Here is a 26,551-nt window from a genome sequence, read left to right as displayed (position 1 = left end):
GGCCATGACTGAGAGCAACGGGTCCGTCTCACCGGATCAGCAGGACGCGCGGCACACGGGGGACGGCATGCGGGGACAGGGCGAGGCGATGCCGGACTGGGAGAAGCGGTTCCGGGCGCCGCGGGTGTCGCTGCCCGACTGGGCGCAGGACGCCCCGGACCGCTCCCTGTTCGTGTCGAACGCGACGGGGACGTACGAGCTGTACGCGTGGGACCGGGCGACCGGCGAGCAGCGGCAGGTCACGGACCGGCCCAACGGCACGACGGACGGAGTGCTCTCCCCGGACGGCGCGTGGATCTGGTGGTTCGACGACAAGGACGGCGACGAGTTCGGCGTCTGGCGCCGCCAGCCCTTCGAGGGCGGTGAGGACGAGCTCGCGGTGCCCGGTCTCGACCCCTCCTACCCGGCGGGTATCGCCCTCGGCCGGGACGGCCGGACCGCGGTGATCGGCCGCTCGACGGACGAGGACGGCACGACGGTCCACCTCGTGCGGGAGGGCGGAGCCCCGGTGGAGATCTACCGTCACCGCGAGTCGGCGGGCGTCGGCGACCTCTCGCACGACGGCACGCTGATCGCGATCGAGCACACCGAGCACGGCGACGCCATGCACTCGGCGCTGCGCGTGCTGCGCCCCGACGGCACGACGGTCGCCGAGCTGGACGACACCGAGGGCGGCGAGAAGGAGCTGGGCCTGGAGGTGCTCGGCTTCGCCCCCGTCGACGGCGACACCCGCCTGCTCATCGGCCACCAGCGCCGGGGCCGCTGGGAGCCCCTGGTGTGGGACGTGGCGACGGGCGAGCAGACCGACCTCGCGCTGGAGCTGCCCGGTGACGTCAGCGCCGAGTGGTACCCGGACGGCAGCGGCCTGCTGGTCGTCCACGGCTTCGAGGCCCGCAGCGAGCTGTTCCGCTACGACTTCGCCGCACGCGAGCTGGTGGAGATCCCCACCCCGGCCGGCACGGTCTCCGGGGCGACGGCCCGGCCCGACGGCAGCGTGGAGTACCTGTGGTCCTCGGCCGCCGAGCCGTCCGCGGTGCGCTCCACGGCCGGCCGGGTGGTGCTCGACCCGCCCGGCATGAGGTCGCCCGGCTCGGTGCCGGTGGAGGACGTGTGGGTGGAGGGCCCCGGGGGCCGCATCCACGCCCTGGTCCAGAAGCCGGCGGGTGCCACCGGTCCGCTCCCGACCGTCTTCGACATCCACGGCGGGCCGACCTGGCACGACAGCGACTCCTTCGCCGCCGGACCGGCCGCCTGGGTCGACCACGGGTACGCGGTGGTCCGCGTCAACTACCGCGGCTCCACCGGATACGGCCGTGCCTGGACCGACGCCCTCAAGCACCGGGTCGGCCTCATCGAGCTGGAGGACATCGCGGCGGTGCGCGAGTGGGCGGTCGCCTCCGGGCTCGCCGACCCCGCCCGGCTGATCCTCACCGGCGGCTCCTGGGGCGGCTACCTCACCCTCCTCGGCCTCGGCACCCAGCCCGAGGCATGGGCCCTGGGCATCGCCGCCGTCCCGGTCGCCGACTACGTCACCGCGTACCACGACGAGATGGAGGCGCTGAAGGCCCTGGACCGCACGCTGCTCGGCGGCACCCCCGAGGAGGTCCCCGACCGCTTCGAGGCGTCCTCGCCGCTGACCTACGTCGACCGGGTCAAGGCCCCGGTGTACATCTCGGCGGGGGTCAACGACCCGCGCTGCCCGATCCGCCAGATCGAGAACTACGTCGAGCGCCTGGAGGCGAGGGGCGCCGTCCACGAGGTGTACCGCTACGACGCGGGGCACGGCTCCCTGGTGGTCGACGAGCGGATCAAGCAGGTCCGTCTGGAACTCGACTTCGCGGCGAGGCACCTGCCGCCGGCGTAGCCCTCCGGCGGGGTGGTGGGGGCGAGGTCCCCACCACCCCGCCGCCCCTACAGCTCCGCCCGCTGCCGCGTCCGCCGCCCCAGCAGCTCGGCCAGCCCCCGCCGGGTCGCCGCCAGCACCACCCGGTCCTCGCCCCGCAGGACGTACGTGTCGGGCAGCTCCCACACGAACCGGGAGACCCGCGCCGCCCCCTGCGCGCCGTTCTCCGCCCGCCCGCCGGAGACCTCGAGCGCCAGCACCCGCCACGCCCCGGCCCGGAACGCCTCCCCGACCGTCCTCCCCTCCAGCTGCGGATGCCCCGCCACCTCCACCGCCGCGAACAGCAGCACCCGCCGCTCCACGGGGATCGCCCCCAGCACCTGGCGGCCCATCATCGCCGCCGCGAACGAGGGCGCGGCCAGATGCGTCACGCTGCGGCTGCGGGTGAGCGCGCCGGGGTGGGCGGCGCGCAGGGTGCGGTAGACGGCCGTCGCGAAGTCGTCGTCGTACAGGCGCAGCACCACGCGCAGCCGCGACCGTACGGACCGGGCGTACAGCACCGCCTCCAGGTTGGTCGTGTCCACGCTGGTCAGGGCGAGCAGCGAGTGCGCGCGGTGGATCTTGGCGGCCTCCAGGACGCCCTCCTGGGTGACGTCCCCGAGCACCACCGGCACCCGCAGCCGGCGCGCGGTGGCCATGCCGCGCGCCTCCGGGTCGGCCTCGACGCACACCACGGGGATGTCCATCTCCCGCAGCCGGGTCAGCACCCGGGTGCCGATCTTGCCCAGACCGAGCAGGACGACGTGCCCGCCGAGTCCGCGCGGCGGCCTCCGCAGCGCCGACGCGCTGCGGAACGTGCCGAGGGCCTCCAGCACGGCCGCCAGCAGCACCGGCAGCAGCAGCAGTCCGACGAAGCCGGACAGGAGCTGGAGGACCTGGCGGCCGGTGTCCTTGTTGTGGGCGGGCTCGTTGATGGAGAACAAATCGAGCAGCGTCACGTACGTGGCGTGCAGCGGATGGTCGCCGGTGACCACCATCAGCGCGACGGCGAGTGCGACCACGCACGCCGCCAGGCCCGCCAGCGACCACCGCAGCCGCCGCGAGAACAGGGACGCGAAGGGTGGCACGGAGGCCCGTGCGGCGGGCAGCGGAGGACCGGTGTACGCCACCTGTTCCAGGACGACGGTGCCGCGCCCCGTGGCCGCCTCCACCGCCGCCGCGTCGGGCAGCAGTTGCGGGCCCTGCTCGCCGCTTCCCTCCGAACCGTCCGCGCCGGCCGGGTCGTTGCTCGTGGTGGACAGCAGCGCGAGGGTGCACAGCCCCGGGTCGGCCACCTCGCCGGGGCGGGGCGGCTGCCGTTCCACCGCGCGCAGCAGCAGCCCGTCCGTCTCGACGACCTTGCTGGTGCCGACGAGGGCCGTCGCCGCGAGGGCGGGCGCGGCCGTGTCCGCGTCGGACAGCACGGTGGTGGAGGTCCCGGCGCCGTCGAGCCCCCTGTCGTGGACGTCCCCGGCCGCCAGGGCGGCGCTCTGGTCGAGGAGTTCCTCGATGTGCCGGCCGAGGCGGCGGTTGTACAGGCGCAGGACCAGGCGCAGCCGCGGGTTGAGCCGGCGGGCGGTGAGGGCGGCGCGGATGTTGGTCTCGTCGTCGTCGTAGACGAGGGCCAGTGCGGCGGCCCGGTCCACGCCCGCTTCTGCCAGCACCTCCTCGGTGGGCTCGACGGCCTCCAACTGCCTCGCCGTGTCGGCTGGTTCGCCGACCGTCGAGCGGTTGACGGCCGCGTTGACCATGCCGCGCAGCACCGCGGAGGCCGCGCGGGCACGCCCGACCACGGGCTGCTGCACCTGACGCCCGGAGGGCGGGACGACGAGTGTCACCTGTTCGCGGTAGACACCGCGCAGTTCGGCGGCCAGCCTGTGCGCCAGCCCGTCGTCGCCGCACACCACCATGTGCGCGTACGCGTCGGTCTGCGGAACCTGCTGCGGAACGCTCCCCGTATGAGTCCCCATTTGAGTGAGGACAGTACCGGTGGGCGGTGCGGTTCCGGGAGGGCGGGAAGAGCCGGAAGAGCGCCGGAGGGCTGCGTCCGGGACCGGGCCGTCGGGGGCGTGGGGGGAGGCGTGGGGGGGCGTGGGGGTCCGTCCGCTCAGATCTCCTGGGCGGGCCAGCCCAGCAGCCGGGCCCCGATGACGGCGGTCTGCAGGGTGTAGCGGTGCATGGGGTCGGCCGGGTCGGCGCCGGTCAGCTGGTGGATGCGGTCCAGCCGGTAGGTGAGGGCCCGCACGCTGAGCGCGAGACGCCGGGCTGCCTCGGCCGCGGTGCACCCGGCCTCGAAGTACACCTCCAGGGTCCGCAGCAGCGGCTCGGCGCCGCCCCGGGCGCCGCGCAGCGGTCCCAGCACGCTCAGCACGAGGTCGGCCATGGCCTGCCGGTCGCGGGTGAGCACCGGGTAGACCAGCAGGTCGGCGGCGCGCACCACGGGCTCGTCGAGCTCCAGCCGCTCGGCGAGTTCCAGGGTGCTCAGCGCCTCCTCGTAGCTGTGCACCACGCCGCCCACGCCGGCCCGGGGACGCCCGATCGCGACGCGGCCGCCGTCCGTGGCGGCGTACGCCTGCTTGGCGAAGAAGGCGAGGACCTCGTCCTGGTCGCCGGGGGCGATGCAGATGAGCAGGCCGTTCTTGGTGGTGATCAGGATGCGCCGGTCGCCGAAGCGGGAGAAGAGCGAGGTCTCCACGAGCCGGGTGACGGGGGCGGTGTCGTCGTAGCCCTCGGGGCCCTGCGCCACCGCGACGGCGTGGGCCCGGGAGAGCACCAGGCCGAAGCGCTCGGCGCGCTCCGCGAGCCGCCCCAGGTCGCTGCGCCCGTACAGCAGGTCGTCGATGAACTCCCGCCGCGCGGCCTCCTCCTGCCGTACGGCCAGGCGCTGGGCGCGTTCGTAGCCCTCGGCGAAGGCGTCGACGGCCTGGCCGACCGCGGCGAGCACGCTGTCGGTGGTGCCCGCGGCCGCGGCCTCGCCGGGCCAGCCGGCGCGGGTGGCGTCCAGGTGCGCGCGCACCAGGGCGCGCAGGCTGTGGCCCTGTTCCGCGGCCTGCTCGCCGAGCCGTCGCCGTTCTTCCCGTTCGTCGCGGTTCAGCCGGCGTCCCGTGCCGGCGACCTGCGCGAGGATCTCGGCGTACCCGGCCAGATACGCGTCCGGTGCTTCCCCCACTTTCCTGCCCCCTTGCCGCCGGCGCCCCGGTGCGCGAGTGCGTGGGTCCGGCAACGAAAGGGTAGTCAAGGCTGCCGGGGCCCGGCAACGGGCGTCGGGACCGGCCGGAAGGGGCCGGGCGGAAGGGGGCGGGCGGTCAGAACTGGTGGGGCTGCTGCTGCGGACGGTCGTGCGCCGGGCCGCTCTGGCCGGTCGCCGCCTGGGCCTGGAGCTGATCGGCCTGCTCCTTGGTGACCTGCTGCTCGAGACCGCAGAAGGTGCACTGGACCAGGTACTTGGTGGAGAAGGGGAACAGCGGCACGAAGAACAGGGTGAACTTCGTGACCCGCTTGCGGAGCGTGTGCGCGGAGGGGTTGCCGCAGGAGCGGCACACCAGCGTGAGTATCGCGAGCTGGTAGAGGTAGCCCTTGGTACCGAAGATGATCACGAGCGGGTCCTTCCGGTGGGTGCTGCCTGCGGACGAGTGGATCCTCTCCCAGACTGCACCCGCACGGCCCCGGTTTCCGCCCGCACCGGTTCGTACGCGGTGGTGCGCGTGCGCCGACGGCGAGGGGCCGGCGCGACGCCTCGTCGGCGGCGCACCGGCCCCTCGGCCGCGGACCGGTCGGTTCCGGCCCGCGGCAGCCCGTATCAGTCCGTACCAGTCCGCGTCAGTCCGTGCCGGACTCCATCGCGGCGCGGTCCAGCAGCTCGTCCTCGCCGGAGACCTCGCCGCGCGAGGCGATGGCCTCCGCGCCGCCCTCGGGCATGGCGCCGATCAGCCCGGTCGCCGCCGCCTGGGCGGCACCGATGGCGGGGCCGCCGGTGCCGATCAGGCCGAGACCGGCGTACTGCTCCAGCTTGGCGCGCGAGTCGGCGATGTCGAGGTTGCGCATGGTGAGCTGGCCGATCCGGTCGACCGGGCCGAACGCGGAGTCCTCGGTGCGCTCCATGGACAGCTTGTCCGGGTGGTAGCTGAACGCCGGGCCGGTGGTGTCGAGGATCGAGTAGTCCTCGCCGCGCCGCAGCCGCAGCGTGACCTCGCCGGTGACGGCCGAGCCGACCCAGCGCTGCAGCGACTCGCGGATCATCAGCGCCTGCGGGTCCAGCCAGCGACCCTCGTACATCAGCCGGCCCAGCCGCCGGCCCTCGGTGTGGTACTGGGCGAGGGTGTCCTCGTTGTGGATCGCGTTGACCAGGCGCTCGTACGCCGCGTGCAGCAGGGCCATGCCGGGCGCCTCGTAGATGCCGCGGCTCTTGGCCTCGATGATCCGGTTCTCGATCTGGTCGGACATGCCCATGCCGTGGCGGCCGCCGATGGCGTTGGCCTCCATCACCAGGTCGACGGGGGAGGCGAACTCCTTGCCGTTGACCGTCACCGGCCGGCCCTGGTCGAAGCCGATGGTCACGTCCTCGGTGGCGATCTCCACCGACGGGTCCCAGAACCGCACGCCCATGATGGGCTCCACGGTCTCCACGCCGGTGTCGAGGTGCTCCAGGGTCTTCGCCTCGTGGGTGGCGCCCCAGATGTTGGCGTCGGTGGAGTACGCCTTCTCCGTCGAGTCCCGGTAGGGGAGGCCGTGGGCGAGCAGCCACTCCGACATCTCCTTGCGGCCGCCCAGCTCGGTCACGAAGTCCGCGTCCAGCCAGGGCTTGTAGATCCGCAGGTGCGGGTTGGCGAGCAGGCCGTAGCGGTAGAACCGCTCGATGTCGTTGCCCTTGAACGTGGAGCCGTCGCCCCAGATCTGGACGTCGTCCTCGAGCATGGCCCGCACCAGCAGCGTGCCGGTGACGGCGCGGCCGAGCGGCGTGGTGTTGAAGTACGCCCGCCCGCCCGAACGGATGTGGAACGCGCCGCAGGTCAGCGCGGCCAGCCCCTCCTCGACCAGCGCCGCACGGCAGTCCACCAGGCGCGCGATCTCGGCACCGTAGGTCTTGGCGCGGCCGGGCACCGACGCGATGTCGGGCTCGTCGTACTGGCCGATGTCGGCGGTGTAGGTGCACGGTACGGCGCCCTTGTCGCGCATCCACGCGACCGCGACGGAGGTGTCGAGGCCGCCGGAGAAGGCGATACCGACGCGCTCACCGGTGGGCAGGGAGGTGAGGACTTTGGACATGGAAAAAGTATGCATGACTTCGCATGGTCATGCAAGCGGCCTGTGTGGGCCGGGGTGCGGCCTGCGTGCGGCCGGGAGCACCCGGGGCGCGGCAGGGGCGGTCACCGTCCGGCAACGGACCGGCGTCAAGGCGCCGCCTTCTGACTACGCTGCACGGGTGACCGTCGAGTTGTGCCTGCTGCCCCGCGTGTCGTTCCGCGGGAAGGAGATCACCGCACCGCGGCTGCGCGGCCTGCTCGCGCTGCTCGCGGAGGACCTGCGGACCGGCTGCAGCGTCGGCCGGCTGGTGGAGGGGCTGTGGCGGGACGAGCTGCCGGAGCGGCCCGGCAGGGCGGTGCAGGTGCTCGTCTCGCGGGCGCGCGCCCAGCTGGGCGCGGACGTGATCGCCGGCACCGCGACCGGCTACCGGCTGGCCCTGACGGAGCAGCAGGTCGACTCCGGCGCCCTGCTGCTGCACGCCGCCGCGAGCGCCGACCGGGCCGGGGCGGGGGACCACGCCGGCTCGCTGGCCGAGGCCGAGGCGGGCCTCGCGCTGTGGGAGGGCGACGGCGCGGACGGCGGGCCGGACGACCCCGTCGCCGGACTGCGCGCCCGGCGTCTGCCCGCCCGCGAGGCCCTCGTCCGCGCCCGCGCCCTCGCGCTCGCCCGGTTGGAGCGGCACACGGAGGCCGTCGGACCGCTGACCGAGGCCGTCCGGACCCACCGGCGGGACGAGGAGCTGCTGGCCGAACTGCTGCGCTGCGAGGCGGCGGTCCTCGGCCCCTCGGCGGCACTGGCCCGGTACGAGACGTACCGGCGGGAACTGCGCGACGCCCTGGGCACCGACCCGGGACCCGGACTGCGCGCCGTACAGCGGGAGTTGCTCGACGGCACGGTGTCCGTCGTGCGCCGCGGCGTACGGCACGAACCGAACCCGCTGCTGGGCCGCGACGAGGACGTCGCGGCGGTGACCGAACTGCTGCGCACCACCCGCGTCGTGACCGTCACCGGACCGGGCGGCCTCGGCAAGACCCGCCTCGCGCACGCCGTCGGCCGGCGGTGGCGGCCCGCCCCACCGGCCGGGGACGGTCCGGCCGCAGGAGACCCCACCGGACCCGTGGAGCCGGGCGGCGAGCAGGGCGTGGTGCACGTCGTGCCGCTCGCGGGCGTCACCGCGGACGCCGACGTCGCCGGCGAGGTCGCCTCCGCGCTCGGCGCCGGCGACGGCCATGCCGGTGCCGTCGGGAACCCGGCGGCCGCGGACCCGGTCCCCGGCATCCTGCGCGCCCTCGGCCCCGGCCCGGCGCTGCTCGTGCTCGACAACTGCGAGCAGGTCGTCGGCGGCGCCGCCGCCCTCGTCCGGTCCCTCGTCTCCTCCTCCAAGGACCTGCGCGTCCTGACGACCAGCCGCTCACCGCTGGGCCTGACCTCGGAGACGGTGTACCCGCTGCCCGAACTCGGCCAGGACGTGGCCGTCGAACTGTTCCGCCAGCGGGCGCGGGCGGCCCGCCCCGGCGTGGAACTGCCCGAGGAGACCGTGGCGGAACTGTGCCGGCAGCTCGACGGACTGCCGCTGGCCGTCGAACTCGCCGCCGCCCGCGTCCGCGTCCTGTCCGTGCCGGAACTGGCCCGGCGGCTCGGCGACCGCTTCGCCCTGCTGCGCGGCACCGCCCGCGACGCGCCCGCCCGGCACCGCACCCTGCACGCGGTCGTCGAATGGAGCTGGAACCTCCTCGACCCCGAGGCCCGGCAGGCCCTGCGCACCCTGTCCGTCTTCCCCGGCGGATTCACCGGCGAGGCCGCCGAACACGTCCTCGGCGCCGACGCGCTGTGGCTCCTCGAACAGCTGACGGACCAGTCACTGGTCAAGGCCGCGGACACGGCCGCCGGCGCGGTCCGCTTCCACATGCTGGAGACCGTACGGGAGTTCTGCGCGGCCCGGCGCGCGGAGGCCGGCGAGGACGAGACCGTCACCGGCCGGTTCCTCGCCTGGGCCCGCGACTTCGGCCGCGCCCACCACGACGTGCTGTTCGGCCCCGACCAGACGTCCGCCTGGAGCCGGATCAGGGCCGAGCAGGACAACCTCGTCCTCGCCCTGCGCCTCGCCCTCGCCCGCGGTGACGCCCCCGCCACCGCCGCGGTCGCCGCCGTGCTCTCCTGCCTGTGGGCCACCGGCAACAACTACGCCCGCCTGGCCGCCCTCGCCGCCGACACCGGCCCGCCCCTGTCGCACTTCCGCCCCGGCCCCGAGGACGTCGAGACCGTCCGCACCGTGTCGGCGGTGAGCACCACCACCGCCTACATGGGCTACGGCCCGCACGCGGTACGCCAGCTCGCCACCCTGCGCCGCCTGCCGCCCGGCACACCGGACACCCTGCCGCGCGCCCTGTCCGTGGTCCTGTGCGCCCTGCCGGAGATCAGCCCGCCCGAGTACGAGGCTCTGCGGCCGCTGTGCGACGGCAGAGCCCCCGCCCCGGCCCCCGGCGCGGTCCCGGCCCCCGGCGCCGCCGGCCGGCGCCACCCCATGCTGGCCTTCGTCGCCCAGTGCGTCGCCGGCTACCTGTGGGAGTACGAGAACGACATGGAACGCGCCCTGGCCAGCGCCCACGGGATGATCGACGCGCTGTCCGGCGTCCGCAACCCGACCGCGGAACTCGTCGGCCACTCCCGGCTGAGCGACCTGTGCCTGCGCATGGAGCGCAGCGGCGCCGCGTACGACCACCTCAAGGCCGCGCTCGCCGCCTGCGAGTCGATGGGGGCGCGGACCGACTCCGGCGGCATCCGCTGGGGCCTGGTCCTGGCCTGCCTGCAGCGCGGCGAGACCGACGAGGCCGAACGGTGGCTGCGGCAGGCGGAGCAGGAACAGTCGCCGGACCCGGAGGACGGCTTCGGCGGCGCGCTGCCCGCCCGCGCGGAGATCGCCCTCGCCCGCGGACTGACCGAGGCCGGCCTGCGGCTGTGGCGCCGGGCGGTGGACCAGGGACCGGCGGCCGCACCCGGGTACGAGGGAGACCCCCTGGTGAACGCCTGGGAGCTGGAACTGCGGTCCGTGGCGGTGGCCGCCCACGCCCAGGCGGGCCGCCCCGAGGCGGTCGCCCGGCACACCGCCCACCTGCGCGAGCGCCTCGGCGAACTGCTGCGCCTGCCGGTGGCCGCGCCCGGCCAGCTCCCCGTCCAGGGCGCCGTGCTGCTGGCCCTCGGCCTCGCCGGCCTCGCGGAGGGCGACACCTCGGCCGTACGGCTGCTCGCGCTCGCCGAACGCCTCCATCCCGTACGGCAGTTCCCCACCCTCTCCGCAGAGCGGTGCCGGCGGGCCGCCGAGGACGCCGACGGGGCGGCGTACGCCGACGCGGTGTCGGAGTACGCCGCCCTGGGGCGGGACGAGGTGCGGGAGGCGGTCCGCACCGCCCTCGCCGCTACCGCGGGTCACCGTTGAACTTCGAGGTGGCCCAGAAGTAGCCGAGGACGGTCAGACCGAGGCACCAGGCCGCGGCGAGCCACCCGTTGTGGCCGATCTCGCCGCCCAGCAGCAGACCGCGCAGGGTCTCGATGGCGGGCGTGAAGGGCTGGTACTCGGCGACCGGCCGGAACCAGCCCGGCAGCGCGTCCAGGGGGACGAAGGCGCTGGACAGCAGCGGCAGCAGGATCAGCGGCGTCGCGTTGTTGCTGGCGGCCTCGGCGTTCGGGCTGACCAGGCCCATGCCGACCGCGATCCAGGTCAGCGCCAGGGAGAAGAACACCAGCAGCGCGAAGGCCGCCAGCCACTCCAGGGCGGTGGTGCCGGAGGTCCGGAAACCGATGGCCGCACCGACGAGACCCACGACGACCACACTGGCGACCGACTGCAGGACACTGCCGACGACGTGCCCGACGAGCACCGACGGACGGTGGATGGCCATGGTGCGGAAGCGGGCGATGATGCCCTCGGTCATGTCGTTGCAGACGGACACCGCGGTCCCGACCACGGTGGACCCGATCGTCATCAGCAGCAGACCCGGGACGACGAACGCCACGTACGCGGAACGGTCCGGGCTGCCGCCGATGCCCGCGCTCATCGTGTCGCCGAAGACGTACACGAACAGCAGCAGCAGCATGATCGGCGTGAGCAGCAGGTTCAGCGTCATCGACGGGTAGCGCCGGGCGTGCAGCAGGTTGCGGCGCACCATCGTGGACGAGTCGCGCAGGGCGAGGGAGAGGGAGCTCATCGGACGGCCTCCTTGGCCTGGGCGGGGGCGGTGGTGGTGTCGGTGCCGGCGGGCGCGGCGGAGTCGGTCAGGGCGAAGAACACGTCGTCGAGGTCGGGCGTGTGCACGGTCAGCTCGTCCGCCTCGACCCCGGCGGCGTCCAGCCGGTCCAGGACGGCGCGCAGCTCGCGCTGACTGCCGTCGCTGGGGATCTGCAGGGCCAGCGCCTCGTCGTCCCCGGTGGCCTCGCGCAGCGCGGCGGCGGCCGACCGGTACGCGGCCGGGTCCGTGAACCGCAGCCGCACATGCCCGCCGGGGACGATCCGCTTCAGCTCCTCGGCGGTGCCCTCGGCGGCGATCCGCCCGTCGTGGAGCACCGCGATGCGGTCGGCGAGCTGGTCGGCCTCCTCCAGGTACTGGGTGGTGAGGAAGACCGTGGTGCCGTCCGCCACCAGCTCCCGGACGATCCCCCACATGGTGTGCCGGGAACGCGGGTCGAGACCGGTGGTCGGCTCGTCGAGGAAGATGATCCGCGGCCCGCCGACCAGCGTCATGGCGATGTCGAGACGGCGCTTCATGCCGCCGGAGTAGGTGGAGGCGGGCTTCTTCGCGGCCTCCACCAGGTCGAACCGCTCCAGCAGCTCGGCCGCCGCCCGCCGGCCCTCCCGCCTGGACAGGTGCTGCAGGTCGGCCATGAGGAGCATGTTCTCCTCGCCGGTGAGCAGACCGTCCACGGCGGAGAACTGCCCGGTGACCCCGATCGCGGCGCGCGCGGCCTGCGCCTCGGTGGCGAGGTCGTGCCCGCCGACGCGGATCTCACCGGAGCCGGTGCCGGACGGGACGAGAGTGGAGAGGATCTTCACGGTGGTGGTCTTGCCGGCGCCGTTCGGCCCCAGCAGGGAGAACACGGTGCCGGCCGGCACCCGGATGTCGATCCCGTCGAGCACGGTCCGGTCCCCGTACACCTTGCGCAGCCCCTGGGCCGCGATGGCGAGCCCTGTCGATGTCGTCGTCATGCCGCACAGACTGCGGGGCACCGCATTCACCACCGTTTCAGCCCGCTCTCACCCCCCGCCCGCACCCTGAAACACCAGCGCGGACGCTCTCGCTCCCGGGCCTTCCCGGCACCCGGTAGGGTTGCGCTCTTCGTCCGGCGCAGACCGCACGGAGTCCTCGAAGGTCCGGGCCCGCCATGCACCTCGCCGACCACCCCGCACGCCGCCGCCTCGACGCCGCCCTGGACGGCCTCGCCGTCACCTTCCGCGGCATGACCGCGCGTCCGGACGAGACCAACTGCGTCTGCCACTGGGGCAGTGCGGAGGAGCTCGCCCTGCTGAAGACAGCGGACGCGGAACTGGACCCGGACCTGCTGCACCGGGCCTGGCAGGCCACCGACTGGACCGATCACGCGGCCGTACTGCGCCGCATCCTGCCCCAGTTCGCCACGGCCCTGGCCAACGGCGACGCGGACCTCGTCCCCGGCCCGGCGGCGGCCGGCGCCTCCCTGGCCCGCGGCCGCTGGCAGCAGTGGCCCGACGACCACGCCGGCCCGCTGCGCGAGTTCCTGCACGCCTGGTGGGCGCAGAGCCTCACCGACCCGGAGGCCGCGCTGCCGGCGCACGAGGTCTTCGTCGTGTGCGCCGAGGCGTCAGGGACGGTCACGCCCTGGCTCACTGCGTGGGAACGGCACACCGGCCCCCTGAGCGACCGTCACCTCATCGAGGCGGCGGCGGAGTGGGAGTACGAACTCCTGGGCGACAACCTGCCCTGGAGCATCAGCTGGTACGACAACGACGCGGACGAGATGCACACCGACCTGGCCGCCTGGCTCCTCGACCACGCCGCCCCCCGCCTCCGGGCCGCCGACGCACCGACGGGCCTCCGGCACCGCCTGCGCCTGCTCGCCCTCCCCACCGAGCTCCGCTGGACGGACCCCCACTGGCCGGACCACCGCCACTGAGCCCGCCCTGCCGCCCTGCACGACCGCCGGAGGCGGCGGCCGACCACGAAACAGGTCAGGCACCTACTGAATTCAGTAGGTGCCTGACCTGGTACTTCTCTGTCGGGGTGGCGGGATTTGAACCCACGACCTCTTCGTCCCGAACGAAGCGCGCTACCAAGCTGCGCCACACCCCGAGTGTCGTCGCTCTCGCGGCGACGTCGATAACTCTAGCCCACCGCGGGCCGGAGACGAAATCCGGTTTACCAGCGGCGGCGGAGCGGGTCCGGGCGGACGCGGTCGGGGGCGACGGGGAGGGCGTCACCGAGGACGCCCTCGTAGCCGGCCGTGCCGGTCCATGTCCGGGAAGCGGTGCGGGAGCCGCACGGCGGCGTGACGCAGGTACAGCCCGGCGGGGGCCGGTACGCCCCCGTCAGACCCGCTGTTCCCGCCCCACCAGCGTCAGCAGCGTCGCCTCCGGCGGGCAGGCGAAGCGGACCGGGGTGTAGCGGTTGGTGCCGCAGCCGGCCGAGACGTGGAGGTAGGAGGTACGGCCCTCCGCCGTGTGCGTGGACAGGCCCTTGACGCGGTCCGTGTCCAGGTCGCAGTTGGTGACCAGGGCGCCGTAGAAGGGGATGCACAGCTGCCCGCCGTGGGTGTGCCCGGCGAGGACGAGCGGGTAGCCGTCCGCCGTGAAGGCGTCCAGGACGCGCAGGTACGGCGCGTGCACCACGCCCATCGAGAAGTCCGCCGAGCCGGACGGGCCGCCCGCCACCTCCGCGTACCGGTCCCTCTTGATGTGCGGGTCGTCGAGGCCGGTGAGCTCGACGGAGACCCCCTCGACCTTCAGCGTGCCCCGCGTGTTCGTGAGGTTCTGCCAGCCCGCGGCGTCGAAACCGTCCCGCAGGCCCTCCCACGGGTTGTGGACGGCACCGACGGCGGGCTCGTTGCCGTTGAGACCGTGGCGTCCCTGGACCTTCTCGACCAGGTACCGGGCGGGGTTGCGGAGCCTGGGCCCGTAGTAGTCGTTGGAGCCGAAGACGTAGGCACCCGGGAACTCCATCAGGGGCCCCAGGGCGTCCAGCGTCTCGGGGACGCCCTCCGGGTCGGACAGGTTGTCGCCGGTGTTGATCACGAAGTCGGGGCGCAGTCCGGCCAGCGAGCGCAGCCAGCGCTGCTTCTTGCGCTGCCCGCCGACCATGTGGATGTCGGACACCTGGAGCACGCGCAGCGGGCGCATGCCGGAGGGCAGGACGGGGACCGTCACCCGTCGCAGACGGAAGGAACGGGCCTCGAAGCCCGCCGCGTAGGCCAGACCGGCGGCGCCGACCGCCGTGATTCCCAGGGGTACTCCGTATCGCGCGCGCATACGCCCATCGTGTCAGAAGCGGTGACGGGGCCGACGGCGCGGGCAGGGCTCGCCAGGCCCGTAAATCGGCGGGCGTTCTTCCTCGCGCACCTGCGACAATCGTCCCCATGACCACGCTCAAGTCGAAGCTGCACGACGACCTCAACTCCGCGATCAAGGAGCGTGACGAGCTGCGCTCCTCGACGCTCCGGCTGACGCTCGCCGCGATCACCAAGGAGGAGGTCGCGGGCAAGGAGAAGCGGGAGCTCTCCGACGACGAGGTGCAGAAGGTGATCACCCGCGAGGCGAAGAAGCGCCGCGAGGCCGCCGAGGCCTTCGCCCAGGGCGGCCGCCCCGAGCAGGCCGAGCGGGAGAAGGCGGAGGGTGAGGTGCTCGCCGCTTACCTGCCCAAGCAGCTGTCCGACGAGGAGCTGGACGCGATCGTCGCCCAGGCCGTCGAGGAGGCGAAGGCGGCCGGTGCCGAGGGGCCGCGGGCCATGGGCGCCGTCATGAAGATCGTGAACCCGAAGGTGGCCGGGCAGGCCGAGGGCGGCCGGGTCGCCGCCGCGGTCAAGAAGCTGCTGGCGGGCTGACCGCGTCACGGGCGGAAACAGGACGGACACAGGCCGGCCCCCTCCCGCACCGGGAGGGGGCCGGCCTGCATGTGGGGCGCGGGTGCCGGGCCTCAGTCGCGCCGGCCGCCGGGGCCGCCGTTGCCCTGGCCCCGGAAGAGGTCTCCCCAGTCCCCGCCGGGGAAGCCGCCGTCCCCGCCGTCGCCGTTGTCCCCTGGTCCGCCGTTGTCCCCCGGGCCGTCGCCGTCCCCGTTGTTCCCGTCGTCGCCGTTGTTCCCCGGGTCGCCGCCCGGGTTTCCGTCGTGGCCCTTGTCCTTGTCCTCGTCCTTCTCGTCCTTCGGGATGTCGACGAGGTTGAAGGACGGGGCCTCCTTGCCCGCCAGCGCGCCGGTCATGGCGTCCTTCCAGATGGGACCCGGGACCGCGCCGCCGAAGACGAGCTCGTGGTACCGCCCGCCGATCGTGATGCCCTTCATCTGGACCTGCTGCGTGGCGCTGCCCACCCAGACGGCGCCCGACATGTTCGGCGTGTAGCCGACGAACCAGGCGTTCTTGCGTTCGTCCGTCGTACCCGTCTTGCCGGCGTTGGCACGGTCGCTGAGGCCGGCCGCCTTGCCGGTACCGGAGTCGATCACGCCCTGCAGCAGGGTGCTCACCGTGTCCGCGGTCTTCTCGCTCATCGCGCGCGAGCACGTCGACTTCGGCACCTCGAGGGTGTTCTGCCTGCTGCCGACCTTCTGGGTGATCGACTCGATCGCGACCGGCGTGCAGTACATGCCGCGGGAGGCGAAGGCGGCGTACGCGCTCGCCATCCTCAGCGGGGAGACGCCCTCGGAGCCGAGGGAGATGGCGGGCACCTCCGGCAGCTTCTTGCCGTTGCCCTGCACGATGTGCAGGCCCTCGGTCATCTTCATCACCGGGCACAGGCCGATGTCGGCGACCATCTGCACGAAGTAGGTGTTGACCGAGAGGGCCATCGCCTCCTGCAGCCGGTACGGGCCGACCTCCGACTCGTTCTCGTTGGGGACGGTCTCGCCGCTCTCGTTCACCCACGGCTTGCCGCTGCACGTCTGCACGGGCTCGGGGTAGGGCATCTCGTACGGCGACGAGTACTCCTGCGTGGGCGGCCGCCCCTGTTCGAGCGCGGCCGCCGCGACGAAGGGCTTGAACGTCGAACCGGTCGGGAAGCCGAAGTTGGAGCCGCCCATGCCGTGGTCGACCGAGTAGTTGATCTCGGTCTCGTTCTTGCCGTAGCCGTACGGCTTCGACTGGCCCATCGCGACGATCCGGCCCGTGCCGGGCTCGACCAGCGTGCTCGCCGCGGCGACCGAGTCCGACTGGTAGACGTGGTTCTTGAGCGACTCCTGCACCGATTCCTGGGCCTGCGGGTCGAGGGTCGTGCGGACGGTCAGACCGCCCTGGTTCCAGACCTTCGCCCGCTCCTCCTTGGTCCTGCCGAAGACCGGGTCGTTCAGGAAGACGGCGCGCACGTAGTCGCAGAAGAAGCCCGCGCCCTTCACCGCCGTGATGCAGCCGTTCTTCGGGCGGCTCACCTTCAGGCCGAGCGGCGCCTTCTGGGCCTTGTCCGCCTCGGCCCGCGAGATGTCGCCGACCTCGGCCATGCGCGCCAGCACGATGTTGCGCCGCTTGAGGGCCTCGGCCTCGTCGTTGACCGGGTCGTAGCGGGTGGGCGACTGGACGAGGCCGGCCAGCAGGGCGGCCTCCTGCAGGTTGAGGTCCTTGGCGTGCTTGGAGAAGTACCGCTGGGAGGCCGCCTCGACGCCGTAGGCCTGCTGGCCGAAGAAGGTGATGTTGAGGTAGTTCTCCAGGATCTTCTTCTTGCCCAGCTCCTCCTCGACCTGGATCGCGAGCTTCAGCTCACGGATCTTGCGGCCGAGGGTCTGCTGGGTGGCCTGGGCGACCTTCGTCGGGTCGTCGCCCGCCTCCTCGACGAAGACGTTCTTGACGTACTGCTGTGTGAGCGTGGACGCGCCCTCGGAGACCCCGCCGCTGCGCGCGTTCTTGTTGACCGCGCGCAGGACGCCCTTCAGGTCGATCGCGCCGTGCTCGTAGAAGCGCGAGTCCTCGATCGCGACGATCGCCTTCTGCATGTACGGCGAGATGTCCTTCAGCCCGACCACCGTGCGGTCGCGCGAGTAGACCGTCGCGATGAGGCCGCCCTCGGAGTCGAGGATGGTGGTGCGCTGGCTCAGCGGAGGGGTCTTCAGGTTGGCCGGGAGGGCGTCGAAACTCTCCACCGACCCCTTGGCGGCCAGCCCCAGCGCACCCACGGCCGGCAGGGCGATACCGGCCAGGACGGCTCCCGAGAGCACACTGACACCGAGGAACTTGGCGGCCTGCTGCGTTGGCGACAGACCACCGCCCGAGCGCTTCTTTGGCATGGAGGCAGCCTACGTTCTCATTCGCCGGACACACGTATATGCCTTGGCCTAAGCTGCACTCGACTGTCACGGCAGCGGGACCACTTGTGCATACGTCCGGCGCTCCCGAATCGTTCCTGACCCGCTCGATGTTCTTCCGAGAGGTCCCTCCCGGGGCGCGTCGGCGCGTACGGGCGCGTGCCGCGGCGCGGGGAATGCGTGTCCGGATCCGCCTCGTGTGTCACGTGTTGCCCGTTGTGGAACGCCGGAGTTGACCCGAATGCCAGGGCCGCCGCATATGTCACCGGCTCACTCCCCCGGGTGATCTGCCGCTTACCCATAGTCCGTTCGGGCCATTCAAGATTGGGCCCGTCGGGGGTGTTGCGCTGTGCCCACCTTCCGTAACGTCCTCAACTGGCGGCGGTGAATATGCCGCTGCCGCCGTGGGGGAGCCTCGATTCGGGAGAGGACGGCGCCGGTATGGGCTGGGTAACCGACTGGAGTGCGCAGGCCGCCTGTCGCACCACTGATCCGGACGAACTGTTCGTGCAGGGAGCAGCGCAGAACAGGGCCAAGGCGGTGTGCACCGGATGCCCGGTGCGGACCGAGTGCCTGGCCGACGCGCTCGACAACCGTGTCGAGTTCGGCGTGTGGGGAGGCATGACGGAACGGGAACGCCGCGCACTGCTGCGCCGGCGGCCCACCGTGACCTCCTGGCGCCGGCTGCTGGAGACGGCGCGGACGGAGTACGAGCGAGGAGCGGGCATCATGCCGCTCGACGACGACGAGGTCTACGAGAACTACGCGGCCGTGGGCTGACGCATCCGGGGACACCCCCGGACGCGGCCGCCCGGCCGGAACCGGCACCCCGGCGGATCAGACACCCCGGGCGGACGGAACCCTGGCCGGGTCGCGCCTTCCGGTCGGACCAGGGGCCGGTCACGCACCGGGCTCGGGCAGCTCGGAGCGGCCCGTCGCGAGACGGTCCCCGATGTCCCGCAGTCCCGCGAGGTCGTGCACGTCGCCGGGCAGCGCGGCCACTTCGGTGACCGCCACCTCGGGATGACGCGCGGTGAAGCGGTCACGCGTGCGCTGCTCGCGGGCGAGCAGATGCATCCGCTCCGCGTGCAGCCTCAGCAGGCCCGCGGCGAGCCGGTCGGCGGAGCGCTCCGGCGTGTCCGGAGCCCCGGCCGCCTTCCCGGAGGACACCGCACCGGCCGACGGACCGGGCTCGGCCCCGGTCTCGGTTTCAAGCCCGGTCTCGGCGTCAGGCTCGGTCTCGGTATCGGTCTCGACAGAGGGATCAGCATCGGTACGGGTGCCGGTGTCGGCTCCGGCAGGGGGCTCGATGTCGGGAGAGTCTGAACTTCCGTGTGCGCCGGGGGAGTTGTCGGGCGCGGTAGGGACTCCATTCCCGCCGTCCTGATCCACAATGCGGGGATCCTCAAGATTTTCCGCGGCGGCGAGCGCCCGCTCGGCCGACAGCCCGTCGGCGCCGCTGCCGTGGACGCGGTTGAGCACCAGACCGGCCAGCGGCATGTCCTCGGCGGCCAGCCGCTCCACGAAGTACGCGGCCTCGCGCAGCGCGTCCCGCTCCGGGACCGCGACCACCAAAAACGCCGTCCCCGGCGCCTGGAGCAGCTTGTACGTGGCGTCCGCGCGGGTGCGGAACCCGCCGAACATCGAGTCCATCGCGGCCACGAACGTCTGCACGTCCTTCAGGAACTGCCCGCCCAGCACCTTCCCGAGAACGCCCGTCATCATCGACATGCCGACGTTCAGGAACTTCATGCCGGCCCGGCCGCCGACCTTCGCCGGCGCCAGCAGGACGCGGATCAGCCTGCCGTCCAGGAAGGACCCGAGGCGCTTGGGCGCGTCCAGGAAGTCCAGCGCCGAACGGGACGGCGGCGTGTCGACGACGATGAGGTCCCACTCGTCCCGCGCCCGCAGCTGCCCCAGCTTCTCCATCGCCATGTACTCCTGCGTGCCCGCGAAGCCCGCCGAGAGCGACTGGTAGAAGGGGTTGCCCAGGATCGCCGCCGCCCGGTCGGGATCCGCGTGCGCCTCGACGATCTCGTCGAAGGTGCGCTTCATGTCGAGCATCATGGCGTGCAGCTCACCGCCCGCCGAGTCGTCCACACCCTTCACCCGGCGCGGGGTGTTGTCCAGCGAGTCGATGCCCATGGACTGGGCCAGCCGCCGCGCCGGGTCGATGGTCAGGACGACCACCTTGCGGCCCCGCTCGGCCGCGCGCAGCCCCAGGGCCGCCGCGGTGGTCGTCTTGCCGACACCGCCCGAGCCGCAGCACACCACGATGCGCGTCCCCGGGTCCTCCAGCAGCGGATCGACCTCCAGCACGCGTGCGGCGGACAGCCGGCGCCCGCCGCCGTCCTTGTGCCGGTCCGGATCCGGGCTCATGCGATCCCCTGCTTCCGCAGCTCGGTGGCCAGTTCGTACAGGCCCGCCAGGTCCATCCCCTCGGCCAGCAGCGGGAGTTCGTGCAGCGGCAGGTCCAGAGCGCCGAGGGCGGCCCGCTGCTCCTGCTCCAGCGCGTACCGCTCCGCGTACTCCTCGGCCTGCGCGAGCAGCGGGTCCACCAGCCGCTCGGCGAGCCCGCCCCGCCGCGCCCCGCCGAGCCCCGCCCCGGACAGGGCGCGGGCGAGCGCCGTACGCGGTGTGCTCCGTACGAGTTCCAGGTCGGCCGCGTCCAGCAGCGCGGGCCGGACCATGTTGACGACGACCCGGCCCACCGGGAGCCGGGCCGCCCGCAGCTCGGCGATGCCGTCCGCGGTCTCCTGGACCGGCATCTCCTCCAGCAGCGTCACCAGGTGCACGGCCGTCTCCCGCGACTTCAGCACCCGCATCACGGCCTGCGCCTGATTGTGTATCGGGCCGACCTTCGCGAGCCCGGCGACCTCGTCGTTGACGTTGAGGAAGCGGGTGATGCGCCCGGTCGGGGGCGCGTCCATGACCACGTGGTCGTAGACGAACCGGCCGTCCCTGTCCTTGCGGCGGACGGCCTCGCAGGCCTTGCCGGTCAGCAGGACGTCCCTGACCCCCGGCGCGATGGTGGTCGCGAAGTCGATCGCGCCGAGCTTCTTCAGGGCCCGTCCGGCGCCGCCCAGCTTGTAGAACATCTGGAGGTAGTCCAGAAGGGCCAGTTCTGGGTCGATGGCGAGGGCGTACACCTCCCCGCCCCCGGGAGCGACGGCGATCTTCCGCTCCTCATAAGGCAGCGCCTCCGTCTCGAAGAGCTGCGCGATGCCCTGGCGGCCCTCGACCTCGACGAGAAGCGCGCGCTTCCCCTCGGTGGCCAGGGCCAGCGCGAGGGCCGCGGCCACCGTGGTCTTGCCGGTTCCGCCCTTGCCACTGACGACCTGGAGCCTGCTCACGTATTCGAGCGTAACCAGTCCGGCCGCCGAGTACGCCCGAGGCTGTGGACAACGTGGTCGCGGTCGCCGTCCGGAGGGCTCCGGCCAGCGGCTAGAGTCGGCCGCATGACCAAGTGGGAATACGCAACCGTGCCGCTGCTCGTCCACGCCACGAAGCAGATCCTGGACACCTGGGGCGAGGACGGCTGGGAGCTCGTCCAGGTCGTGCCCGGGCCGAACAACCCCGAGCAGCTCGTGGCCTACCTGAAGCGGGAGAAGCAGGCGTGAGCGCCGTCGAGGAGAAGCTGGCCGAACTCGGTCTGACCCTGCCCGAGGTCGTCCCGCCGCTGGCCGCCTACCAGCCGGCCGTGCAGTCCGGTCCGTACGTCCACACCTCCGGCCAGCTGCCGATGGTGGACGGCAAGCTCGCCGTCACCGGCAAGGTGGGCGGCGAGGTCACGCCGGAGGAGGCCAAGGACCTGGCCCGCGTCTGCGCGCTGAACGCCCTGGCCGCGGTCAAGTCCGTCGCCGGTGACCTCGACCGCGTCGCGCGCGTCGTGAAGGTCGTCGGCTTCGTCGCCTCCGCGGCCGACTTCACCGGCCAGCCCGGTGTGATCAACGGCGCCAGCGAGCTCCTCGGCGCGGTCCTCGGCGACAAGGGCGTGCACGCCCGCAGCGCGGTCGGCGTGGCGGTGCTGCCGCTGGACGCGCCGGTGGAGGTCGAGATCCAGGTGGAGCTCGTCCAGGACTGACCCGGCACCGCCGGTACGCGGCGGACACCGCCCGGCGGACGGCGAGGAAGCATGCCCGGACCGTCCGCCCCGGGGACCACTCGAACATCCGCCCGTCACCGGATAGCCTCCGGCCATGGCGAACGGTCAGGCGAAGGCTCGGACGAACGGCCGGTGGTACCCCCCGGAGTGGCCGGACCGGATCCGCGCGCTGGCGGCCGGGACGCTCACCCCGGTCGTCCCGAGACGCGCGGCCACCGTGATGCTCCTCAGGGACACCGCCGCCGGCACCGCCGTCCACATGCTGCGCCGCCGTACCTCCATGGCCTTCGCCGGGGGCGCGTACGCCTATCCGGGCGGCGGGGTCGACCCGCGCGACGACGACCGTGCCGTCGGCTGGGCGGGCCCCGGGCGCGCGTGGTGGGCGGACCGGCTCGGCGTCGACGAGGCGGGCGCCCAGGCCGTCGTCTGCGCGGCCGTACGGGAGACCTACGAGGAGGCGGGCGTCCTGCTCGCCGGGCCGGACCCCGATTCCGTGGTCGGCGACACCACGGGGGACGACTGGGAGGCGGACCGCGCCGCACTGGTCGCCCGTGAGCTGTCCTTCGCGGAGTTCCTGGACCGCAGAGGGCTCGTCCTGCGCTCCGACCTGCTGGGCGCCTGGGCCCGCTGGATCACCCCGGAGTTCGAGCCCCGGCGCTACGACACGTGGTTCTTCGTGGCCGCCCTGCCCGAGGGCCAGCGCACCCGCAACGCCTCCACGGAGGCCGACCGCACGGTGTGGATCACCCCGGCGCGGGCGACGGCCGAGTACGACAGGGGCGAGCTGCTGATGATGCCGCCGACCGTCGCCACCCTGCGCGGGCTCGCGCGGTACCGTACGGCGGCCGAGGCGCTCGCGGCGTCGGCGGGCCGCGACATGACGCCCGTGCTGGCCGAGGCCCGGCTGGCCGAGGGCGGCGTCGTGCTCTCCTGGCCGGGGCACGAGGAGTTCACCCAGCACGTGCCGGGCGCCGCACCGGCGACACCTTCCGACCCGACCGGGGGAGCACCGTCATGACGGACGCAGCCGCACTGCCCGGCCAGCCGCGCGGCGGGGTCCTCACGGGGCCCGCCACCACCCGCGCGGTGAACGTCCTCGCGCCCAACGCCTCCGCGATGACCCTGGACGGCACCAACACCTGGATCCTCGCCGAGCCCGGCTCCGACCTGGCCGTCGTCGTCGACCCGGGTCCGCTGGACGACGCCCATCTGCGGAACGTCGTCGAGACGGCCGAGCGGGCGGGCAGACGCGTCGCCCTGACCCTGCTGACGCACGGCCACCCGGACCACGCCGAGGGCGCCGCGCGCTTCGCCGAGCTGACGCGTACGAACGTACGGGCCCTGGACCCGGCGCTGCGGCTCGGTGACGAGGGGCTCGCCGCCGGCGATGTGATCACGGTCGGCGGCCTGGAGCTGCGGGTCGTACCGACCCCGGGGCACACCGCGGACTCCCTGTGCTTCCATCTGCCCGCCGACCGGGCGGTCCTGACGGGCGACACGATCCTGGGCCGCGGCACGACGATGGTGGCCCACCCCGACGGCCGTCTCGGCGACTACCTGGACTCCCTGCGCAGGCTCAGGTCGCTCACGGCCGACGACGGCGTGCACACGGTCCTGCCGGGACACGGGCCCGTCCTGGACGACGCCCAGGGCGCCGTCGAGTACTACCTCGCCCACCGCGCCCACCGCCTCGCCCAGGTCGAGACGGCGGTGGAGGACGGCTACCGGACGCCGGCGGAGGTCGTCGCCCACGTGTACGCGGACGTCGACCGCTCCCTGTGGCCGGCGGCGGAACTGTCGGTGCGGGCGCAGCTGGAGTACCTGGGCGAGCACGGGCTCATCCCGCTGCCCGAATAGGGGGCCGGGCGCTCAGCGGGAGCGCTTGGCCAGCCGCTCCACGTCCAGCAGGATCACCGCGCGGGCCTCCAGGCGGAGCCAGCCGCGCTGGGCGAAGTCGGCGAGGGCCTTGTTGACCGTCTCGCGGGACGCGCCGACCAGCTGGGCCAGCTCCTCCTGCGTCAGGTCGTGCACGACGTGGATGCCCTCGTCGGACTGCACGCCGAAGCGGCGGGAGAGGTCCAGCAGGGCGCGGGCGACGCGGCCGGGGACGTCCGAGAAGACCAGGTCCGACATGGCGTCGTTGGTCTTGCGCAGGCGGCGCGCGACGGCGCGCAGCAGCGCGGTGGCCACCTCGGGGCGGACGTTCAGCCAGGGCTGGAGGTCGCCGTGGCCGAGGGCCAGCAGCTTGACCTCGGTCAGCGCGGTGGCGGTCGCCGTGCGCGGGCCCGGGTCGAAGAGCGACAGCTCACCGATCAGCTCGCTGGGCCCGACCACGGCCAGCATGTTCTCGCGGCCGTCGGGGGAGGTGCGGTGGAGCTTGACCTTCCCCTCCGTGACCACGTAGAGGCGGTCTCCGGGGTCGCCCTCGTGGAAGAGCGAGTCGCCGCGGGCGAGGGTCACCTCACTCATGGAGGCGCGGAGCTCCGCGGATTGCTCGTCGTCGAGCGCCGCGAAGAGCGGGTTGCGCCGCAGAACGTCGTCCACGAGTTCTCTCCTTGTCGACCGGCTCAGAGGACCTTGTTCCCCCGGTGTACCAGGGGTCCGTGGTGCCCATTTTGCCGGACCATCCAAACAGTGTGATCTGTCACAAGGATGCCGTACTGGTGTCCCGGGGTACGCGGCAGGGGTCCAATCGGACGCCGGTCCTCGGGGTCCGGGGCGGATGTCGGTGCCGGGCCGTAGGCTGGCCGGGTGTCCAAATCGCCGGTGAGAGCACAGGCCTGGGGAGCTGCGCGGGTGGTTGTACGTCGCGATTCCGCTGTGGGCGAACAGGCTCCCGATGGCGGTAGGGGAACGGCGGGAGCGGCGAAGAAGGCGGCGCCCGCCGAGCGGGTGACCGCGGAGGAGAGTGCCGTGCGGAAGAAGTCCGAGAAGAGTCCGGCCCCGGCCGGGGAGACGGCGCCCGCGAAGACGGCGGCCGCCGGGGACGCCAGGGCCGCGGAGAAGACCGCGCCCGGGGAGAACGGGAAGAAGAAGCCCGGGGAGAACGGGAAGAAGAAGGCGGCGACCGCGAGGAAGACGGCACCCGCCGAGAAGCGGACGCCCGCCGAGAAGCGGACGCCCGGCAAGAAGGCGGCATCCGGCAAGAAGACCGCGCCCGCCGCCGGGAAGGCCGCGGTCGAGCGGCAGGCGCCCGCCAGGAAGCCCCCCGTCGTCCCCGAGAAGGCCACCGCGGCGGCCGGGGCCGCGGGCCCGGAGAGGACGGTCGCCCCGAAGCCGCCGCGCGGCGAGTCCCGCACCGCGCTGGTCCGCCGCGCCCGCCGCATCGACCGCGAGCTCGCCGAGGTCTATCCCTACGCCCACCCCGAGCTGGACTTCGAGAACCCGTTCCAGCTCCTGGTGGCCACGGTGCTCTCCGCCCAGACCACCGACCTGCGCGTCAACCAGACCACGCCCGCCCTCTTCGCCGCCTACCCCACCCCCGAGGACCTGGCCGCCGCCGACCCCGAGAAGGTCGAGGCGATCCTCCGCCCGACCGGCTTCTTCCGGGCCAAGACCAGATCGGTCATCGGGCTGTCCAAGGTCCTCACCGAGGAATTCGGCGGCGAGGTTCCGGGGCGCCTCGAGGACCTCGTCAAGCTGCCCGGCGTCGGCCGCAAGACCGCCTTCGTCGTGCTCGGCAACGCCTACGGACGTCCCGGCATCACCGTGGACACGCACTTCCAGCGTCTGGTGCGCCGCTGGCGGTGGACCGAGGAGACCGACCCGGACAAGATCGAGGCCGCCGTCGGAGCGCTCTTCCCGAAGAGCGCCTGGACGGACCTGTCCCACCACGTCATCTGGCACGGCCGCCGTATCTGCCACGCCCGCAGGCCCGCCTGCGGGGCCTGCCCCATCGCCCCGCTCTGCCCGGCGTACGGCGAGGGCGAGACGGACCCGGAGAAGGCGAAGAAGCTGCTGAAGTACGAGAAGGGCGGGCTGCCCGGCCAGCGGCTCAAGCCACCGCAGGCCTATCTGGACGCGGGCGGCAGGCCGGCACCGCCGCTGGGGGCCGGGTGACGGAACGATCGCGGGGGCGCCGGGCGTTGGACAGGGCGGAACGGGGGTGGCGATGACGCGCACGGGCAACGACGAGGGTGTGGTGCTCAGCGACGTGGGCCTGCCCGGCTGGCTCGAGCCGGTGGCGCGGGCCGTCCGGACGGTGCGGCCCGGTCAGCTCAGCCGCTTCCTGCCGCCGGAGGACGGCACCGGGCGGCAGTCCGCCGTACTGGTCCTCTTCGGCGAGGGCACACCCGAGAGCGAGGGCGGCCGCGGGCCGGAGCTGCTGCTCATGGAGCGGGCCGGCTCCCTGCGGTCCCACGCCGGCCAGCCGTCCTTCCCGGGCGGCGCCCTGGACCCGGAGGACGGTGATCCGCAGGGCGACGGGCCGCTGCGGGCCGCGCTGCGGGAGGCCGAGGAGGAGACCGGGCTCGACCCGGCCGGGGTGCGGCTCTTCGGCACCCTGCCCAAGCTCTACATCCCGGTCAGCGGCTTCGTCGTCACGCCGGTGCTGGGCTGGTGGCGCGAACCGAGCCCGGTCGGCGTCGTCGACCCGAACGAGACGGCGAGGGTCTTCACCGTCCCCGTGGCCGACCTCGCGGACCCGGCGAACCGGGTCACCGCCGTCCACCCCCGCGGTCACCGGGGGCCGGCGTTCCTGGTCGGATCGACCCTCGTGTGGGGTTTCACCGCCGGCCTCATCGACCGGCTGCTGCACTTCGCGGGCTGGGAGCGGCCCTGGGACGGGGAGAAGCAGGTCCCCCTGGACTGGCGGTCATGACAGGGTGACCGGTGTGAGCGTAGGACGACGAGGCGAGG

22 protein-coding genes and 1 tRNA gene are annotated in these 26,551 nt (G+C 73.4%); 11 read left to right on the top strand and 12 right to left on the bottom strand.

Annotated features, from left to right (window positions below):
* Window positions 1-4: 4 nt before the first annotated feature.
* The gene (locus tag ACFYOJ_RS08240) at window positions 5-1,864 is read left to right on the top strand and encodes a prolyl oligopeptidase family serine peptidase (RefSeq protein WP_356551411.1); all 1,860 of its coding nucleotides are present in this window, start codon (window positions 5-7) and stop codon (window positions 1,862-1,864) included.
* Between the two features lie 47 nt (window positions 1,865-1,911).
* Here ACFYOJ_RS08240 and ACFYOJ_RS08235 read toward each other — a convergent pair whose 3' ends face one another.
* The 4 genes from ACFYOJ_RS08235 to argG form a co-directional block, all read right to left on the bottom strand.
* Complete coding sequence (locus ACFYOJ_RS08235) at window positions 1,912-3,792, bottom strand: NAD-binding protein (RefSeq protein ID WP_356551558.1); 1,881 nt, start codon at window positions 3,790-3,792, stop codon at window positions 1,912-1,914.
* Between the two features lie 197 nt (window positions 3,793-3,989).
* Entirely contained in the window at window positions 3,990-5,051 is a 1,062-nt protein-coding gene (locus ACFYOJ_RS08230) for a helix-turn-helix domain-containing protein (RefSeq protein ID WP_356551409.1), read from the bottom strand.
* A 136-nt stretch (window positions 5,052-5,187) separates the two neighbouring features.
* Window positions 5,188-5,478, bottom strand: coding sequence for a zinc-ribbon domain-containing protein (locus tag ACFYOJ_RS08225; RefSeq protein WP_356551407.1), 291 nt, complete (start codon window positions 5,476-5,478; stop codon window positions 5,188-5,190).
* A 223-nt stretch (window positions 5,479-5,701) separates the two neighbouring features.
* The gene (gene argG, locus ACFYOJ_RS08220) at window positions 5,702-7,147 is read right to left on the bottom strand and encodes an argininosuccinate synthase (RefSeq protein ID WP_356551405.1); all 1,446 of its coding nucleotides are present in this window, start codon (window positions 7,145-7,147) and stop codon (window positions 5,702-5,704) included.
* Window positions 7,148-7,304: 157 nt separating this feature from the next.
* Here argG and ACFYOJ_RS08215 point away from each other — a divergent pair, with 157 nt between their 5' ends.
* Window positions 7,305-10,562 (top strand): BTAD domain-containing putative transcriptional regulator, encoded by a 3,258-nt coding sequence (locus ACFYOJ_RS08215; RefSeq protein WP_356551403.1) that lies wholly within the window; start codon window positions 7,305-7,307, stop codon window positions 10,560-10,562.
* On the opposite strand, the gene ACFYOJ_RS08210 is transcribed toward ACFYOJ_RS08215, so the two are convergent.
* Together ACFYOJ_RS08210 and ACFYOJ_RS08205 are read right to left on the bottom strand one after the other, a co-directional pair.
* On the bottom strand, window positions 10,543-11,331 hold the full coding sequence (locus ACFYOJ_RS08210) for an ABC transporter permease (protein ID WP_356551401.1): 789 nt from the start codon (window positions 11,329-11,331) through the stop codon (window positions 10,543-10,545). The two genes, ACFYOJ_RS08215 and ACFYOJ_RS08210, sit on opposite strands and share 20 nt — an antisense overlap.
* Window positions 11,328-12,326, bottom strand: a complete 999-nt coding sequence (locus ACFYOJ_RS08205) for an ATP-binding cassette domain-containing protein (protein WP_356551399.1) — start codon at window positions 12,324-12,326, stop codon at window positions 11,328-11,330. The genes ACFYOJ_RS08210 and ACFYOJ_RS08205 overlap by 4 nt, the downstream gene beginning before the upstream one ends.
* A 176-nt stretch (window positions 12,327-12,502) precedes the next feature.
* Between ACFYOJ_RS08205 and ACFYOJ_RS08200 the strand changes: the two genes are divergently transcribed.
* Window positions 12,503-13,270, top strand: a complete 768-nt coding sequence (locus ACFYOJ_RS08200) for a hypothetical protein (protein WP_356551398.1) — start codon at window positions 12,503-12,505, stop codon at window positions 13,268-13,270.
* A 102-nt stretch (window positions 13,271-13,372) separates the two neighbouring features.
* Here ACFYOJ_RS08200 and ACFYOJ_RS08195 read toward each other — a convergent pair.
* Together ACFYOJ_RS08195 and ACFYOJ_RS08190 are read right to left on the bottom strand one after the other, a co-directional pair.
* Window positions 13,373-13,446 (bottom strand) — tRNA-Pro (locus ACFYOJ_RS08195).
* Window positions 13,447-13,682: 236 nt separating this feature from the next.
* Entirely contained in the window at window positions 13,683-14,618 is a 936-nt protein-coding gene (locus tag ACFYOJ_RS08190; RefSeq protein ID WP_356551396.1) for a metallophosphoesterase, read from the bottom strand.
* A gap of 107 nt (window positions 14,619-14,725) precedes the next feature.
* Here ACFYOJ_RS08190 and ACFYOJ_RS08185 point away from each other — a divergent pair, with 107 nt between their 5' ends.
* Window positions 14,726-15,190 (top strand): GatB/YqeY domain-containing protein, encoded by a 465-nt coding sequence (locus ACFYOJ_RS08185; RefSeq protein WP_356551394.1) that lies wholly within the window; start codon window positions 14,726-14,728, stop codon window positions 15,188-15,190.
* A 92-nt stretch (window positions 15,191-15,282) separates the two neighbouring features.
* On the opposite strand, the gene ACFYOJ_RS08180 is transcribed toward ACFYOJ_RS08185, so the two are convergent.
* A complete protein-coding gene (locus ACFYOJ_RS08180; RefSeq protein WP_356551392.1) occupies window positions 15,283-17,571 on the bottom strand; it encodes a transglycosylase domain-containing protein in 2,289 nt (762 codons plus the stop codon).
* A 459-nt stretch (window positions 17,572-18,030) separates the two neighbouring features.
* Between ACFYOJ_RS08180 and wblA the strand changes: the two genes are divergently transcribed.
* Window positions 18,031-18,369, top strand: coding sequence for a transcriptional regulator WblA (gene wblA / locus ACFYOJ_RS08175; protein WP_356551390.1), 339 nt, complete (start codon window positions 18,031-18,033; stop codon window positions 18,367-18,369).
* Window positions 18,370-18,489: 120 nt separating this feature from the next.
* Here the strand turns inward: wblA and ACFYOJ_RS08170 are convergent, their stop codons facing one another.
* Window positions 18,490-19,968 (bottom strand): ArsA family ATPase, encoded by a 1,479-nt coding sequence (locus ACFYOJ_RS08170; RefSeq protein ID WP_356551389.1) that lies wholly within the window; start codon window positions 19,966-19,968, stop codon window positions 18,490-18,492.
* The gene (locus tag ACFYOJ_RS08165) at window positions 19,965-20,942 is read right to left on the bottom strand and encodes an ArsA-related P-loop ATPase (RefSeq protein ID WP_356551387.1); all 978 of its coding nucleotides are present in this window, start codon (window positions 20,940-20,942) and stop codon (window positions 19,965-19,967) included. Before ACFYOJ_RS08165 ends, ACFYOJ_RS08170 begins: the two co-directional genes overlap by 4 nt.
* A 105-nt stretch (window positions 20,943-21,047) precedes the next feature.
* Between ACFYOJ_RS08165 and ACFYOJ_RS08160 the strand changes: the two genes are divergently transcribed.
* The 4 genes from ACFYOJ_RS08160 (at window position 21,048) to ACFYOJ_RS08145 (ending at window position 23,551) form a co-directional block, all read left to right on the top strand.
* On the top strand, window positions 21,048-21,209 hold the full coding sequence (locus ACFYOJ_RS08160; protein WP_003975360.1) for a DUF4177 domain-containing protein: 162 nt from the start codon (window positions 21,048-21,050) through the stop codon (window positions 21,207-21,209).
* On the top strand, window positions 21,206-21,673 hold the full coding sequence (locus tag ACFYOJ_RS08155) for a RidA family protein (RefSeq protein WP_356551385.1): 468 nt from the start codon (window positions 21,206-21,208) through the stop codon (window positions 21,671-21,673). The genes ACFYOJ_RS08160 and ACFYOJ_RS08155 overlap by 4 nt, the downstream gene beginning before the upstream one ends.
* Window positions 21,674-21,788: 115 nt before the next feature.
* A complete protein-coding gene (locus ACFYOJ_RS08150) occupies window positions 21,789-22,712 on the top strand; it encodes an NUDIX hydrolase (RefSeq protein WP_356551383.1) in 924 nt (307 codons plus the stop codon).
* Window positions 22,709-23,551 carry an MBL fold metallo-hydrolase gene (locus tag ACFYOJ_RS08145; RefSeq protein ID WP_356551382.1) on the top strand — a complete coding sequence of 281 codons (843 nt, stop codon included), beginning with the start codon at window positions 22,709-22,711 and terminating at the stop codon, window positions 23,549-23,551. Before ACFYOJ_RS08150 ends, ACFYOJ_RS08145 begins: the two co-directional genes overlap by 4 nt.
* 12 nt (window positions 23,552-23,563) lie before the next feature.
* Here ACFYOJ_RS08145 and ACFYOJ_RS08140 read toward each other — a convergent pair whose 3' ends face one another.
* On the bottom strand, window positions 23,564-24,238 hold the full coding sequence (locus tag ACFYOJ_RS08140) for a Crp/Fnr family transcriptional regulator (RefSeq protein WP_356551380.1): 675 nt from the start codon (window positions 24,236-24,238) through the stop codon (window positions 23,564-23,566).
* Between the two features lie 369 nt (window positions 24,239-24,607).
* Here ACFYOJ_RS08140 and nth point away from each other — a divergent pair, with 369 nt between their 5' ends.
* Window positions 24,608-25,753, top strand: coding sequence for an endonuclease III (gene nth, locus ACFYOJ_RS08135; protein WP_356551379.1), 1,146 nt, complete (start codon window positions 24,608-24,610; stop codon window positions 25,751-25,753).
* A 52-nt stretch (window positions 25,754-25,805) separates the two neighbouring features.
* Entirely contained in the window at window positions 25,806-26,513 is a 708-nt protein-coding gene (locus ACFYOJ_RS08130) for a CoA pyrophosphatase (protein WP_356551378.1), read from the top strand.
* The last annotated feature ends 38 nt before the right edge of the window (window positions 26,514-26,551 follow it).

Origin of the sequence: Streptomyces sp. NPDC006384, from assembly GCF_042870695.1 — a bacterium.
Lineage (GTDB): Bacteria > Actinomycetota > Actinomycetes > Streptomycetales > Streptomycetaceae > Streptomyces.
This window is presented reverse-complemented; position numbering and strand designations above follow the sequence as displayed.

Excerpts from the sequence above, each read along its gene's own strand:
- ACFYOJ_RS08235 (WP_356551558.1), bottom strand. The coding sequence starts at position 3,792 with ATGGTGGTGTGCGGCGACGACGGGCTGGCGCACAGGCTGGCCGCCGAA.
- ACFYOJ_RS08200 (WP_356551398.1), top strand. The coding sequence starts at position 12,503 with ATGCACCTCGCCGACCACCCCGCACGCCGCCGCCTCGACGCCGCCCTG.
- ACFYOJ_RS08240 (WP_356551411.1), top strand. The coding sequence starts at position 5 with ATGACTGAGAGCAACGGGTCCGTCTCACCGGATCAGCAGGACGCGCGG.
- ACFYOJ_RS08145 (WP_356551382.1), top strand. The coding sequence starts at position 22,709 with ATGACGGACGCAGCCGCACTGCCCGGCCAGCCGCGCGGCGGGGTCCTC.
- ACFYOJ_RS08130 (WP_356551378.1), top strand. The coding sequence starts at position 25,806 with ATGACGCGCACGGGCAACGACGAGGGTGTGGTGCTCAGCGACGTGGGC.
- ACFYOJ_RS08170 (WP_356551389.1), bottom strand. The coding sequence starts at position 19,968 with ATGAGCCCGGATCCGGACCGGCACAAGGACGGCGGCGGGCGCCGGCTG.
- argG (WP_356551405.1), bottom strand. The coding sequence starts at position 7,147 with ATGTCCAAAGTCCTCACCTCCCTGCCCACCGGTGAGCGCGTCGGTATC.
- wblA (WP_356551390.1), top strand. The coding sequence starts at position 18,031 with ATGGGCTGGGTAACCGACTGGAGTGCGCAGGCCGCCTGTCGCACCACT.
- ACFYOJ_RS08185 (WP_356551394.1), top strand. The coding sequence starts at position 14,726 with ATGACCACGCTCAAGTCGAAGCTGCACGACGACCTCAACTCCGCGATC.
- ACFYOJ_RS08210 (WP_356551401.1), bottom strand. The coding sequence starts at position 11,331 with ATGAGCTCCCTCTCCCTCGCCCTGCGCGACTCGTCCACGATGGTGCGC.
- ACFYOJ_RS08190 (WP_356551396.1), bottom strand. The coding sequence starts at position 14,618 with ATGCGCGCGCGATACGGAGTACCCCTGGGAATCACGGCGGTCGGCGCC.
- ACFYOJ_RS08205 (WP_356551399.1), bottom strand. The coding sequence starts at position 12,326 with ATGACGACGACATCGACAGGGCTCGCCATCGCGGCCCAGGGGCTGCGC.
- ACFYOJ_RS08150 (WP_356551383.1), top strand. The coding sequence starts at position 21,789 with ATGGCGAACGGTCAGGCGAAGGCTCGGACGAACGGCCGGTGGTACCCC.
- ACFYOJ_RS08160 (WP_003975360.1), top strand. The coding sequence starts at position 21,048 with ATGACCAAGTGGGAATACGCAACCGTGCCGCTGCTCGTCCACGCCACG.
- ACFYOJ_RS08180 (WP_356551392.1), bottom strand. The coding sequence starts at position 17,571 with ATGCCAAAGAAGCGCTCGGGCGGTGGTCTGTCGCCAACGCAGCAGGCC.